The organism is Tissierella pigra, assembly GCF_009695605.1.
GTDB classification, from domain to species: Bacteria; Bacillota; Clostridia; order Tissierellales; family Tissierellaceae; genus Tissierella; species Tissierella pigra.
Map to the genome: position 1 here is coordinate 56,714 of NZ_VUNQ01000017.1, position 14,250 is coordinate 70,963.

The following is a 14,250-nucleotide window of genomic DNA, read 5'->3' on the forward strand; positions in this document are numbered from 1 at the left end:
TAATATTATTATAGTATTAACAGTAAAAATAATATTAATTTTCAGATATATTATATAAAAGAAAGGATGAAAATATGAAAAGAGAAGTAATAGGTAAATGTCCAGTTTGTGGAGAAGAACTTTTCGTAACAAAACTTAGTTGTCACAAATGTCATACTCACATAGAAGGTAATTTTTCACTTTGTAAATTTTGTAAACTTACAGACGATCAAAAACATTTTGTAGAAATCTTCATGAAAAGCAGAGGTAATATAAAGGAAATAGAAAAAGAATTAGGTATCTCATATCCAACTGTAAGGGGAAGGCTTGAAAATGTAATTGAAGCATTAGGTTATAGTCCAAAGTATAATGAACCTACCGTTAATAAGAAAGAAGTTCTTGAGAAATTAAATAGTGGTGAAATAACATCTGAAGAAGCCCTTAAACTTCTTCAAGGTGAATAATAGGAGGGATATAGATGAAAGAGGAAAAAATGATGATTTTATCAATGCTTGAAGAAGGCAAAATAACATCTCAGGAAGCCATTAAGTTAATGGAAGCATTAGAAGATATAGAATTTCCCAAAGAAACTGAAGTTATTAAAGAAGAAAAGAATGAAAAACATAAAGAAAAAGAAACATCTAAACCTATCTTCAACAGTCTAGAAGATATTGGGTCTGATATAGGCAGTGCTTTATCTAGTATGTTTGAAGGTCTCAAGGGTATAGGTAATCCTTTTAACTTCATAGGCAATTATGAAACAATAGTTACAGATTTAGATATGGATTTATCAGAAATTGAAAATCCAAGTTTAGATTTTAAAGCCATTAATGGAAGTATAAAACTTAGACCAGCAGATGAAAATAAACTGATTATTAAATCTACTTGTAAGTATAAAAATGGTCTATTAAATCTAAATGAACCTTATTTCGATTTCTATGCAAATGAAAATAAAATAATATTCAGTCCAAAATATAATAGCAATATATCAATTAGCTTAGATGTATTCATACCAAAAAGGGATTATGATGAAATAATATTAACTTCCAGCAATGGAAAAATAGATATAGAGGATCTAAATACCAATATTTTAAAATGTATAACAAATAACTCCTCTATTGATATATTAGATGTAAATAGTAAAGAAATAGATTTATCAACTAAAAATAGTAGAATAGAATGCAGAGATACTAAGGCAATTTTTTTAAAGGCTACAACCTCTAACTCTAATATATATTTAATGGATGTTATTGCAACAGAAATAGAGGCTAAAACAGCAAATGCTAAAATAATAGTAAATGATATAGATGCTTTTAATGTAGTACTAAAAACTTCAAACTCTCCTATTGAAGTAGAAGATGTTACTTGCGATATTATCAATCTAACTACATCTAACAGTAAGATTAACTTAGATAATATAGATAGAGATAGGGTTAAAGAAATTGAACTGTATACTTCTAATGGCCCTATTACTTTGGAAATCAATGAAACCAATAAGGATATTTATTTTGATTTAGAAACATCTATTGGAAATATATCTCTTGATTTTCCAGATTTAATATATAAAATAAATAAACAAGCAAATTTAGGATCAAGAAAAATAGTGGCTCATAGTGTTAACTTTAGTGAGAGCCAAGATTCCACTAAAGTTATTGCATCAACATCCAATGGTTCAATAAAAATATATTAAGGAGTGGTAATATGTCAGAAAAACTGCAAATCTTAAATATGGTTCAAGAAGGTAAAATTACAGCTGAAGAAGGTGTTAAGTTACTTGAAGCTTTAGAGGATAATAAAAAAATTTCCAATAATCTAGTTTATTCTGACAACAAAGCCAAGTGGTTAAAAATTAAAGTTATTGAATCAGGCGATATAACAAAGGCAAATGTAACACTTCCTATTTCTCTTGTAAATGTTGGAGTTAAGTTGATTGGCAAATTTTCCCCCGAAATCAAAGCATCTGGCTTAACAGAAGACGATATAGGCGAAATTCTTGAAGCCATAAAGAATGGGCAAATGGGAAAAATAGTAGATGTAGATACAGAAGATGGTACCAAAGTCGAAATAACCATAGAATAATCCCCAAATGGGATTATTCTTATTTTTTGTTTATTATATCTATAAATCTGTTATAATAAATGTATCCATACATTTAAGGAGGATACTATGGAAAAGTTTAAATTAAATAAAAAAACTGATACACCCCTATATATACAATTATATGAAAATTTTAAAACCTTAATAGAAGAAGATCAATTGGAAAATGAAAAATTGCCTTCCATAAGAAATCTTGCAAATTCTCTTGGAGTAAATAATGTAACTGTAGTCAGCGCTTATAAGCTTTTAGAAAAAGAAGGATATGTTTACTCCATAAAAGGTAGTGGAACTTATATAAGAAAACTCCCTGTAGACACTATTTCTTATTTAGAGGAAGGTGATATGGATCTAATGGTATCTGGTATACTTCCCATATCAAATAATAGTATAAACTTTGCATCTATGTCACCTACACCAGATTTGTTCCCCATAGAAGAGTTTAAAAGGGTTTTAATTGAGGTTTTAGACAGGGATGCTGGTCTTGCCTTCTTGTATCCAGAAATCACTGGATATGATCCTTTAAGAGGCTCTATATCTAAATTTTTAAAAGAACATTACAATACAGTAGTCAATAAAGAACAAATACTTATTACTTCTGGAGGTCAACAAGGACTTGACATTATATCTAAAACCTTGATTAATCCTGGAGACTGTATTTTTGTTGAAAATCCTACTTATTCTGGTGCCTTAGGAACATTTAAGTCTAGAGGTGCTAAAATTATTGGAATACCCATAAATGAAAATGGTATAGATATAATAGCACTTAAATCCTATATAAAGAAATACAGACCAAAATTTTTATATATAATGACTAATTATCAAAGTCCTACCACTTATTCCTATGATTTCAGAAGCAAAGAGGAGCTTTTATTACTATCTAAAGAATATGGATTTTATATAATAGAAGATGATTTTTTAACAGATTTAACTTTTAGTGAAAATAAAAAAATGCCCTTAAAATCCATTGATAGATTTGACCAAGTGATATTTATTAAAAGTTTCTCAAAGATATTTATGCCTGGTGTTCGTATTGGATTTATTACCTTACCTAATAAATTATTTAAGGAAATTATAAAAGCAAAACATACTACAGATATTTCTTCATCAGGTTATCTCCAGAGAGCCTTCGATTTATATTTAAGACAGGGATATTGGAAAAACCATATAGAAAAAATCAAAGCTGTTTATTCTAAGAAATATAAATTAATGACCGAGGGATTGGATAGATTATCAGAGTATGGAGTATCCTATATAAAACCTGATGGTGGTCTTAGTATCTGGCTCAAACTACCTAAGAATATAGATTCTATTAATATCTATAATGAATGTGCTGAAAATGGATTGGCTATTGTACCAGGAAAAGTTTTTTTCGTAGACGATTCTATTTATTCAAACTATATAAGACTTAGTTTTGGTCAAATCTCCAATGAAGAAATCATTGAAGGACTTAGAATACTTGAAAATATAATATCTAAACCATTTAGAGATAAAGAAAGTAATTATTTACCTTTTATATAAAGCTTTCTGCATAAGAGGAGGGCCCCAAATGAGGACCCTCCGTTATTTATGTTTATTTATTTTCTTCTTTTAAAGCTTTCATCAATGATACTATTGCCAATATCATTACAAATATAAATGGAAAGGCCGCTACAACTGAAGCTGTCTGCAATGCTTCCAATCCACCAGCTAATAATAGAGCAGTAGCCAATAAAGCTTGAAGTATTCCCCATATAAATTGTTTTTGCTTTGATGGGTTTAAGTCACCTTCTGATGTTAACATACCAAGTACAAATGTAGCTGAATTTGCAGATGTAATAAAGAATGTACCTAGTAACAATACGGCAATAAATGATAATACTGAACTTAATGGATATTTACTAAATACAAAGAATAATGCTGTAGAAGGATTGCTTGCTGCTGATGCTAAACCTTCTATACCTACAGTTTCCGCTAAATTTATACCCATTGAGCCAAAGGCTGCAAACCAAACAATGGATACTATAGCAGGAGCAAATATAACTCCACCTATGAATTCTCTAATGGTTCTACCCTTTGATATACGAGCAATAAATGTACCTACAAATGGTGCCCAAGCAATCCACCATGCCCAATAGAATATTGTCCATGAGTTTAGCCAACTATTATCACCAAATGCTTCTATATGAAGACTCTCAGTTATAAAACTATTTATATATTGACCTAATCCATTTACAAATGAGTTCATTATTTTTAATGTAGGTCCAAATATAAATGTAAGTAAAAGTAATCCAAATGCTAATATTAAATTTACATCTCCCAGTAATTTAATACCTTTATCTATACCACTAACAGCTGTCCATATATAAAGAATTGTAATTATTAAAATTATTGCCAATTGAACTACTGTTGTCTCTGGAATATTAAATAAGTAATTTAATCCACTGTTAATCTGTAAAGTTCCTAATCCAAGTGATGTAGCCACACCTGCTATTGTTGCAAATACAGCAAGTACGTCTATTAATTTTCCAATAGGTCCATTTACTCTATCTTCTCCTAGTAATGGAATAAAAATACTACTAATTAACCCTGGCTTATTTTTCCTAAATTGGAAATATGCTAAAGCAAGGCCTATTATACTGTAGTTAGCCCAAGGATGGAATCCCCAGTGCATAAAAGATGCTCTTAAAGCAAAGTTAGCTGATTCTAGTGTTCCTGCTTCCATTCCTGGTGCTGGATTTACAAAATGTGATATTGGTTCAGCAACACCCCAAAACACTAGACCTATACCCATACCTGCTCCAAATAGCATAGCAAACCAAGAAACTGTACTATATTCTGGTTTTGAATCATCTGGTCCTAATTTTATGTTTCCATATTTACTAAATGCTAATACAAGACAGAATAAAACGAATATGAACATGGCTATTAAATAAGACCATCCAAAATTAGTAGTTAAAAAATTTAATAGATGGTTCGCCGTATTTGCAAAACTAGTTTGTGCTAATATGGCCCATAATACTATAATTATTGTTAAAGACAAGGATATATAAAATACTTTATTATCTTTTTTCTTTACATTATTCATTATATTTCCTCCCGTTTTAAAATAGTTTAGAGGTTGATTTATAGGGGTGTGTACACACCCCTATAAAATTTTTCTAGATTTTTACCTTAAATACTGTTTGCTCCTTAACATCTTCTGTTAAAGCATCTAATGCTACTCCTACTCTATGGTATCTAAGTTTCCATTGAGCTTCTTTAGATGTTAATGGGTCTCCTAATGGATATGGAATGGATATTGTAGGTACTATTTTATTCGCACCTACAGTTGTAGCAACTGGAATTAAATTACACATTTGAACTACTGGAATACCTGCTCTTTCAATTTCTTTTACCATCGTTGCACCGCAACGTGTACAGGTACCTCATGTGGAAGTCATAATAACTCCATCTACGTTATCTTCTTTTAATTTTTCTACTATTTCTCTACCCATTCTAGCAGCTTCTGCTTGAGTAGTACCAGTTCCAACTGTACTGTAGAAATAGTCGTGTAGTTTTCCTATTTTGCCTTCTTTTACATAGGATTTCATCGCATCTATTGGCATTATTACATTTGGATCTGCATCTGCTGCTGCAGGGTCAAATCCAGCATGAATAGTTTTATATACTCCGCCTTCTAATCTTTCATCTTTAGATATATCATATCTTCCCCAACGTGTAGCTGAAGCAGATTGAATTCTATCTGGATTATCCACTGGTACAATTCCTCCAGTAGTTACCATAGCTATATTTGCCTTAGATAAATCTTTAATAGGCTCTGCAATAGGCACTCTATCTTGTTTTGGAATAGGAAGTTCTGTTATATAAGGAGCATCGTTTAATTTCTTAATTAACATTTCTACTCCTCTTTCTGCAGCTGTCTTTCCTGACTCTAACCAAGTTTGAGCTCTAATTCCTCTTGGGAAGAATCCTTCTTCATCAGCTGAACCGGTTTCTTCGCCCTTTAATATTTTATTTGCAAAATTAGCCATAACTTTCACATCATCTCTTAATTTTGCAGCTGACTTTCCACCTTCAAATACATACATATCTTTTTTAAACATTTCTACACCAGGATTTTCTACGTTCATAGATGTAATAACTGGTACATTAAATTTTTCTTTAACAGCCTTACAAATAGTTCCGCAGGCTACTCCATATCTACCTGCTTGAAATGCGGGACCTGCAACAAATATATCAAATTCCTTATCCTCTAAAAATCCCAATATGATTTCAACAGCTTCATCTGTATTGGATCCCATGAAGTTATCACCACAAATAACCGTATGTGTAACTTCTGCATCTAACATACTATTTAGAGCAAGGGATGGTCCTACTAAACCTTCTCTAATTTCTGGTTTATAATCAGCTGTATCTTCTCCACCAATACCTGCAAAAAATTGATTTATATAATGAATTGCTTTTTTCATATTTTCACCTCCTAGAATTCTTTCATAGTCTTAGTTGACCAGCCTGGTATTCTATCTCCACAGAACATTGCATTGTTTTCCATAATAATTGAACCATCTTCTCTTACAGATGCTCCTAATATTTCATCATAAGCCCATCCACCAGATAAACCATCTCTAGCTAAAGCTTGTAATTCTCCTATTACTTTATCTGCTGGTGGTAATTCTATTAATTGTGATACATTACCTGTAGATACTAAAGCATTTGCTTTTTCATCTAATGTAACAAGAGGCTGAGAAGCTCCATCTCTACCTGTACACTCATTACTTATACCTACTGTTTTTACTCCTACATCTTCTAAAGCAGCTAAGCATAAAATATAGTCAGCATCTGGATTTCCATATCCTTCTTCAGTAACTATTGCTCCATCTGCACCTAATGATTTTGCCATTTGTGCCACAAATATAGCTGATCTATGTTTTTGTTCTAAGGAAACATTTAGATTTGACATTATAACTCCTAAGAAGTTAATTGATTTTCCATGTTCCTTATATAATTCTCTAATTGTAGGGAAATTTTGGAAGTCATATGTTGACCATTTTGATGATGAAGGCATGAAACTACCTGATATTAATGCTCCATCTAATACTTCATTTGGATGCATAAACGTAGGAACATATTTATTCATATCCCATCCATATACTAAATCATTATATCCCAATTCTTCCATTTGAGATTGTGGTTGCATAACCAATACTACTGATGGAAGTTTATTTACTTCTTCAGTTCTTTTAGTTACTGGATCTAATTCAAAAGTTTCAATTTCCTCTGGTTCTAAATTCTTTACTGCAGTTCCTAGGTACTCTGCAAATCTATGGGTAGCCATTCTAATTGCTGTATTTTTCTTTTGTTGTTCAAATCTTTCAAACTCTTCATCTGTATCAGCAACTATACATATATTAATTAATTGTGAAAATAGAGTGTATTTTGCACCTTCACCACCCATATCGATTAGACCATCACCAAAACTACCATAGTGCATACCTACTCCTAAAACACTACATCCTTTTAATGCATGTACTCTTCCACTACCTGCAGATTCAACGTCTCCTGTAACTCCAGGAAATACTGGTCTATCATCTGGACGAATCCTTGGTTCTGCTGCTTCTTTAACTGGTACTATTCTTGTGTTCTCACCTGGCTTTGCAATTACTATATCTAATTCTGTAATATGCTCATCTTCTTTAATAAAGGCCATAGCTTCTTCTTTATTAATGGACAGAACACCGTTACTAAACATTGTTTTTTCTCCAAAAACAACATCTTTTACTTGAAAATTACCTATTTCTAGTCTCATCTTTTCACTCCTTTTTATTATTTTTAATGGATATTGAAAGTTTTTTGAAGCTTTGTGAAACTTTCTTTGTTAATTTATATAATATCATAATCATGATTATAATACAATCATAATTATTGATAAGTTTAATAATTATTTTGTTACTATAGAAAAATATAAGGTCATATATTCATATTTAAATTGTGGTTTTATAGTATTTATGCTAATATTAATCTAGTGAAAATAATATGAATATGGTGATTTTAAATGGTAAAAAAAGCGATACAACGAAAAAGAATGATGTCTTACTTTATTGATGCAACTGTAGAGCTAATAGATGAAGTTGGAATTAATGGAATAACCTTAAGAAAAGTAGCTGATAAGGCTGGATATAATAGTGCTACTCTTTATAATTATTTTGAAAACTTAGATCATCTAATTTTATATGCTTCCATGAAACATATAAAGGATTATTCCCATTCTTTAGAAATATATTTAAAAGATGCAGAAAATGCTATGGATAGATTTCTTAAAGTTTGGGAATGTTTCTGTGACTATGCCTATGATAAACCAGAAATTTATAATGCCATTTTCTTCCCAAATTTAGAAAAGCATTTTGAAGATTATGTGGCTGATTACTATAAACTTTTTCCAGAAGATATTATTAGCAAAGATAAAAATATTTCCACTATGCTACTGAAAACTGATATTAATGAAAGAGCGCAAACTACTGTATATGCCTGTGTAGATGAAGGTTATATTCGACCTGAAGATGCAAATAAATTAAATGATATGACCCTTTTAATCTTTGAAGGTATGTTAAAAAGAGTATTAAATAATAAAATTTCCTATGATGATTCAAGAAACAATACTATGGATTACATTAAAGCCATAGTAGAGAGATTTTTAATTAAAGATTATAATTTTTATTATTAAGAATCTTATAGAATACTTGACATTTCTAATTTTTAAGTATATGCTTAAAGATGAACTAAATAATCTCGGTAGGTGAGGTTACTATAAGGATATGGATTGCTGCCGTAAAAGAGTGGAAACACTCTGCACTGGTTAGCAGGTTTTGTCGCAAGGCTCAACCTAATGCAATTTCAGCGCCTTATAAAGCCAAAACTTGAACGAGAAGAATAAATCCTTCCCCTTCAAGTTTCGGTGGAGGATTATTATTTTTTTGGAGGTGAGTAGTTATGGATTCTGGGCCGAGTTGTATTTATATAGAGGAAGGAGGATGAAGTATATGTTAAATTAAAATCGTATAATTATAATATAATAATTATCTTTTCTTTACATATACCTTAAAAAACCTTTCTCAAAAATTTTCCAAACTTATTTTAAAAATTAAAAATTCAATACAATTTTAACTTATGGTTAGACTATTTACTGAACCATTATTTAGTATTGTCTTTTTTGGAGGTGTAATTTATGAGAAAGAAAAAAATTTATGATAATGAAAATATTAATAAAAACCTACGCGATATGAGTTCAAAAAATATTGATACTATTTTTAGAGAATTAGATTCCTCCATCAGTGGTTTATCTGAATTAGAGGCTGATAAAAGATTAGCTTTTTATGGACACAATGAAATAATATCCGAAAAAAGGAAACCTTGGTATATTTACCTTTTAAGCTCCTTTATAGATCCTTTTATTTTAATATTATTAGTTATAGTTTTAGTATCTTATTTTACTGACATTGCTTTTGCTCCTACTGGTGAGAAATCTTGGATGACTATAATAATTATTTCTACTATGATATTGATCAGTGTAATCCTTAAATTTTCTCAAGAGTATAAATCTCAAATGACAGCAGATAATTTAAAAGACCTTGTTCCTACAACTACATCTATAAAAAGAGAAGATATGAATAAAAGAGAAATTAATATATCTGATGTAGTTCCAGGAGATATTATTCATTTAGCAGCTGGAGATTTAATACCTGCAGATTTAAGAATTATTACTTGTAAAGATTTATTTATCAGTCAATCTTCCTTAACAGGTGAATCAGAACCTGTGGAGAAATTTTCAGATATTAAAGATAAGAATGTAAATAAGAATATAGCAGATCTAGAAAATATTGCCTTAATGGGAACCATAGTTGTTAGCGGTTCTGCAGTAGGTATAGTTTTGCAGACAGGAAACCAAACATACTTTGGTACTATTGCAGAGTCTCTTACTAAAGATAGAGGCCAAACTAGCTTTGAAGAAGGTGTTAAAAGTGTTAGTTTTCTTCTAATAAGATTTATGTTAGTAATGGTCCCTATAGTTTTCTTAATAAACGGATTAACAAAAAAAGATTGGATAAATGCCTTTTTATTTGCTATTTCAGTAGCTGTAGGCTTGACTCCTGAAATGCTTCCGACTTTGGTTTCTACTAATCTTGCAAAAGGAGCAATATCTTTATCTAAACGTAAAATTGTAGTCAAAAGATTAAGTTCTATTCAAAATTTTGGTGCTATGGATATTTTATGTACAGATAAAACTGGTACTCTAACATTAGATAAAATTATACTGGAAACACACTTAGATGTGCTAGGCAATGAAAATGATAGAGTCCTAAGACATGGTTATTTAAATAGTTATTATCAAACAGGATTAAAAAACTTATTGGATATTGCTGTAATAGAATATGGTAATGAAAAAGGATTTAGGGAAGTAACAGAAATATATGAAAGAGTAGATGAAATTCCATTTGACTTTACAAGACGTAGAATGTCAGTAGTAGTTGAAAGTGAAAATGGCAAAAGACAACTTATAACTAAAGGTGCCGTTGAAGAAATGATTTCTATATGTTCTTTTGTAGAAATCAATGGAGAAGTTTTACCTTTAAATGAAGAATTAATAAAAACAGTTATGAATATGGTAACTAAACTTAATGAAGATGGAATGAGAGTCCTTGCTATAGCGCAGAAAAATAATGTACCAGATGAAAATATGTTTAGCGTTAAAGATGAAAGTAATATGGTTCTTATTGGATATATGGGTTTTTTAGATCCTCCAAAGGATTCAGCAGTCTCTGCAATAAGGGCATTACATGAGCACGGAGTAACTGTCAAGGTATTAACTGGAGATAATGATATAGTTGCTAAAAAAATATGTAAAGATGTTGGTATTCCCGTAGATAATGTGGTTTTAGGAATAGATGTAGAAGAAATGACAGATGAAAAATTATACAAAGTAGCATCAAAGTCCAATATCCTAGCAAAACTATCTCCAATGCAAAAAGAAAGGGTTATCTCTGTTCTACAGAATAATAATCATGTTGTTGGTTTCTTAGGTGATGGTATTAACGATGCTCAAGCATTAAAACAAGCTGATGTAGGTATCTCTGTAGATACTGCAGTTGATATAGCTAAAGAATCTGCCGATATAATATTGCTTGAAAAAGATCTAAATGTTTTAGAAAAAGGAGTTATTGAAGGTAGAAGAGTATTTGGAAATATTGTTAAATATATAAATATGACTGCTAGTTCCAACTTTGGTAATGTATTTAGTGTATTAGCAGCTAGTGCATTTTTGCCATTTCTGCCAATGTTACCTATACAGTTACTTGTACAAAACTTACTCTATAGTATATCTCAAATAGCTATACCTTGGGATAGTATGGATGAAGAATACTTAAAAACACCTAAAAAATGGAATGCAGATAAAATAGGTAAGTTTATGCTATATATAGGACCTATTAGTTCCATATTTGATATTGCTACCTTTGCTATTATGTGGTTTGTATTTAAGGCAAATACGATAGAATTACAGCCTCTATTTCAATCTGGCTGGTTTGTAGTAGGGCTCGTATCACAGACCCTAATAGTCCATATGATAAGGACAAAGAAGATTCCATTTGTACAAAGCAGGGCTTCTACTCCCCTAATGATAATGACTCTCTTAATAATAAGTCTAGGAATAATAATTCCATATACTGGTTTCGGAACTTATATAGGACTTGTCCCTCTGCCACTTAGTTATTTTTCTTGGTTAATAGGAATATTATTAGCTTATTGTATTCTCACACAAATTGTCAAAAATATTTATATCAAAAAATTTAATACTTGGATGTAAATTCCTCTAAAACCCTATTAAATCTAATAGGGTTTTCTAATACCAATAAGTGGGTGCAATCCTGAAATATTACTAGCTCTGAATTTATAATATTTTCTTTAAGGTATCTTCCCGTATCAATTGAATAAAAGGTACTTTCGCCTCCAAATATTATTAAAGCTGGTATATGTATTTTACTTAAAGTCTTTCTATAATCCTTTTCTATCATGGATTTCCAAATTGAATACATTATATTAGGTGAATTATTTTTCATCTTATCCATTGAAATACTAAATTGTTTTTTATTGAAATAAGGTGCCATACTTTTTATAAATCTTTCTGTAAATTCCATCCAATTATCTTTGATTAAACTTAAATCTTTTAAAGCATCTTCCATAGTATATTTACCATGATATAAACCTAGATTCCAATTATTATCATTTAAAACTTTGGGACCTTTATCTATAATACATATTTTAGATAAGTTATATTCTCCAAATATATTTATATATTCAAATATAATTGAAGTACCCATAGACCATCCTACTAATACTATATCTTGTAAATCTAAATAATCTATAAACTCCTTTAGATCCAATGCAAGTCTTTCCATATTTAATCCATAATCTACTCTGCTAGATAAACCATGACCCCTTATATCATATGTAATTGTTTTATACTTTTTAGATAATATTCTTTGCTGTATCCTAAAAGAATCATGAGTTTCAGTAAATCCATGGATAAAAATTATTGGATTACCTTCTCCTTTTATTTCATAGTATGTTTTTACATTATCACTTGTATTAAAAAAATTCATTTATCTATCTCCCCGAAGTTTATTATAGTACCAATAAAATAAATACAAGTACAAAAAATCCTATTAATCCAAATATTGGATATAATATTCCCACTAATTTAGCAAATCCAAGTTTAGCTACTGGAATAGATAGTAAGCAATATAATCCTATAATTAATATTTTATATTTACTATTAGATAATTTATTTATAAATCCAAATCCATTGGCTAATGCTGTAGTAAACATAGCTATCCAAAGTATAACAGCATAAAATTTCCTATATCCAACGTTTATATAATCACATATTTTTAGCATTGGTATATCTAAAAGAAATACTTCATTATAATATATAAGCATAGATGTTAATATACTCATTCCAAGTATAAATAATATAACTCCTCCAATTGACCCTCCTAATATGGCTGTTTTTTTACTATTAATAATTGGTAATAGAGATGAAAATACTACAACTATAATCAATGAATTAGAACCCACATATAAAAGTGCTGATGTTATAAAATTACCCTTTAAAGTTAAATTAACACCATTTACATTAGAAAAATTATAACCTTCTCTTATATTTAAATATAAGGATGTAAATATAATACCTATAATAAGTAATGGGACTAATATTGTGTTTATAAAAGATAATCCCTCTAGACTAAATAGAAAGACTATAAAGGATAAAATAACCATAAAAATAACACCTAAATTGAAAGATAAGTTTAATTCTTGGTTAAAAAGAGCACCACTTCCTGCTACCATAACACTGAACCCAGTATATAATGAAAATGTAATTATGTTGTCCAATAAACTTCCAAATCTTTCGCCAAATATATTACATATTAATTCATCAAATCCATTTATTTTATTATTATATATTTTTATAAGAAGTAAACTTCCAACTAATGAAAGGATTATTCCAACTATAATCATTCCCCATATTCCATTAACTCCATAGATTCCAAAAAATTCTATTATTTCCCGTCCTGAAGCAAATCCTGCACCAATTACTGTCCCTATATATATTGAAGCAATATTAAACCATTCCTTCTTCATCTTTTCCCTCCTATTCTAATAATTAATATATTAGATACGAGGCTTATCCTATGACTTAAATAGACATAAAAAATCCTATCACTGCTAAGGTGATAGGTCTTGTATATATACGACTTACCTTCATTAGATTGAGTTGTTTGACACAGTGACTACGCAGTTTCGCAACTCAAATCTATTTGCTCGTTACACTTATATAGATTTGGTTCTCGTTGCCTTTTTGTCCAATGCGTGTAACGAATTGTAGACAAAACGGACAGCGTAGGTGCGTTTGATCTACCATCGATTTGTAAAATACACAAATCGGGTTAGGTCATAAAAAAAGAAAGCCCTACTACGACCAACGTAATAGAACTTTCTATATATTTTTATGTAAGCCTGGCAACTTCCTACTCTCCCAGGTCGTTTCCAACCAAGTACCATCGGCGTTAAGATGCTTAACTTCTGTGTTCGGTATGGGTACAGGTGTGTCCATCTTGCTATCGTCACCAGACGAAAACTATTAAA

General features: G+C 30.1%; 11 protein-coding genes, 1 rRNA gene and 1 riboswitch. Of the genes, 6 read left to right on the top strand and 6 right to left on the bottom strand.

Features of this window, described 5'->3' with window-relative positions:
- Positions 1-74: 74 nt before the first annotated feature.
- From FYJ83_RS09455 to pdxR, 4 genes are all read left to right on the top strand, one after another.
- Complete coding sequence (locus FYJ83_RS09455; RefSeq protein WP_154440081.1) at positions 75-443, top strand: DUF2089 domain-containing protein; 369 nt, start codon at positions 75-77, stop codon at positions 441-443.
- Positions 444-457: 14 nt separating this feature from the next.
- Positions 458-1,669, top strand: coding sequence for a DUF4097 family beta strand repeat-containing protein (locus tag FYJ83_RS09460; protein WP_154440082.1), 1,212 nt, complete (start codon positions 458-460; stop codon positions 1,667-1,669).
- 11 nt (positions 1,670-1,680) lie between these two features.
- Positions 1,681-2,058, top strand: a complete 378-nt coding sequence (locus FYJ83_RS09465; RefSeq protein ID WP_154440083.1) for an SHOCT-like domain-containing protein — start codon at positions 1,681-1,683, stop codon at positions 2,056-2,058.
- Positions 2,059-2,145: 87 nt separating this feature from the next.
- The gene (gene pdxR / locus FYJ83_RS09470; protein WP_154440084.1) at positions 2,146-3,594 is read left to right on the top strand and encodes a MocR-like pyridoxine biosynthesis transcription factor PdxR; all 1,449 of its coding nucleotides are present in this window, start codon (positions 2,146-2,148) and stop codon (positions 3,592-3,594) included.
- A 52-nt stretch (positions 3,595-3,646) separates the two neighbouring features.
- Here pdxR and FYJ83_RS09475 read toward each other — a convergent pair whose 3' ends face one another.
- The 3 genes from FYJ83_RS09475 to FYJ83_RS09485 form a co-directional block, all read right to left on the bottom strand.
- Positions 3,647-5,140 (bottom strand): glycine betaine uptake BCCT transporter, encoded by a 1,494-nt coding sequence (locus FYJ83_RS09475; protein ID WP_154440085.1) that lies wholly within the window; start codon positions 5,138-5,140, stop codon positions 3,647-3,649.
- Between the two features lie 73 nt (positions 5,141-5,213).
- A complete protein-coding gene (grdH, locus tag FYJ83_RS09480; RefSeq protein ID WP_154440086.1) occupies positions 5,214-6,524 on the bottom strand; it encodes a betaine reductase selenoprotein B in 1,311 nt (436 codons plus the stop codon).
- Positions 6,525-6,535: 11 nt separating this feature from the next.
- A complete protein-coding gene (locus tag FYJ83_RS09485; RefSeq protein WP_154440087.1) occupies positions 6,536-7,861 on the bottom strand; it encodes a glycine/sarcosine/betaine reductase component B subunit in 1,326 nt (441 codons plus the stop codon).
- Between the two features lie 246 nt (positions 7,862-8,107).
- Here FYJ83_RS09485 and FYJ83_RS09490 point away from each other — a divergent pair, with 246 nt between their 5' ends.
- Complete coding sequence (locus FYJ83_RS09490; protein ID WP_154440088.1) at positions 8,108-8,776, top strand: TetR/AcrR family transcriptional regulator; 669 nt, start codon at positions 8,108-8,110, stop codon at positions 8,774-8,776.
- 57 nt (positions 8,777-8,833) lie between these two features.
- Positions 8,834-8,988: riboswitch (M-box (ykoK) riboswitch) on the top strand.
- A 289-nt stretch (positions 8,989-9,277) separates the two neighbouring features.
- Complete coding sequence (gene mgtA, locus FYJ83_RS09495; protein WP_154440089.1) at positions 9,278-11,911, top strand: magnesium-translocating P-type ATPase; 2,634 nt, start codon at positions 9,278-9,280, stop codon at positions 11,909-11,911.
- Here mgtA and FYJ83_RS09500 read toward each other — a convergent pair.
- From FYJ83_RS09500 to rrf, 3 genes are all read right to left on the bottom strand, one after another.
- A complete protein-coding gene (locus tag FYJ83_RS09500) occupies positions 11,895-12,707 on the bottom strand; it encodes an alpha/beta fold hydrolase (RefSeq protein ID WP_154440090.1) in 813 nt (270 codons plus the stop codon). The two genes, mgtA and FYJ83_RS09500, sit on opposite strands and share 17 nt — an antisense overlap.
- Positions 12,708-12,729: 22 nt before the next feature.
- Positions 12,730-13,746, bottom strand: a complete 1,017-nt coding sequence (locus FYJ83_RS09505) for a YkvI family membrane protein (protein ID WP_154440091.1) — start codon at positions 13,744-13,746, stop codon at positions 12,730-12,732.
- Positions 13,747-14,119: 373 nt separating this feature from the next.
- Positions 14,120-14,236: ribosomal RNA gene (gene rrf, locus FYJ83_RS09510) — 5S ribosomal RNA — on the bottom strand.
- Between the last annotated feature and the right edge of the window lie 14 nt (positions 14,237-14,250).

Coding starts and splice junctions, on each gene's coding strand:
- FYJ83_RS09485 (WP_154440087.1), bottom strand. CDS start 7,861: ATGAGACTAGAAATAGGTAATTTTCAAGTAAAAGATGTTGTTTTTGGA.
- FYJ83_RS09455 (WP_154440081.1), top strand. CDS start 75: ATGAAAAGAGAAGTAATAGGTAAATGTCCAGTTTGTGGAGAAGAACTT.
- FYJ83_RS09475 (WP_154440085.1), bottom strand. CDS start 5,140: ATGAATAATGTAAAGAAAAAAGATAATAAAGTATTTTATATATCCTTG.
- pdxR (WP_154440084.1), top strand. CDS start 2,146: ATGGAAAAGTTTAAATTAAATAAAAAAACTGATACACCCCTATATATA.
- FYJ83_RS09500 (WP_154440090.1), bottom strand. CDS start 12,707: ATGAATTTTTTTAATACAAGTGATAATGTAAAAACATACTATGAAATA.
- FYJ83_RS09505 (WP_154440091.1), bottom strand. CDS start 13,746: ATGAAGAAGGAATGGTTTAATATTGCTTCAATATATATAGGGACAGTA.
- FYJ83_RS09465 (WP_154440083.1), top strand. CDS start 1,681: ATGTCAGAAAAACTGCAAATCTTAAATATGGTTCAAGAAGGTAAAATT.
- FYJ83_RS09460 (WP_154440082.1), top strand. CDS start 458: ATGAAAGAGGAAAAAATGATGATTTTATCAATGCTTGAAGAAGGCAAA.
- mgtA (WP_154440089.1), top strand. CDS start 9,278: ATGAGAAAGAAAAAAATTTATGATAATGAAAATATTAATAAAAACCTA.
- FYJ83_RS09490 (WP_154440088.1), top strand. CDS start 8,108: ATGGTAAAAAAAGCGATACAACGAAAAAGAATGATGTCTTACTTTATT.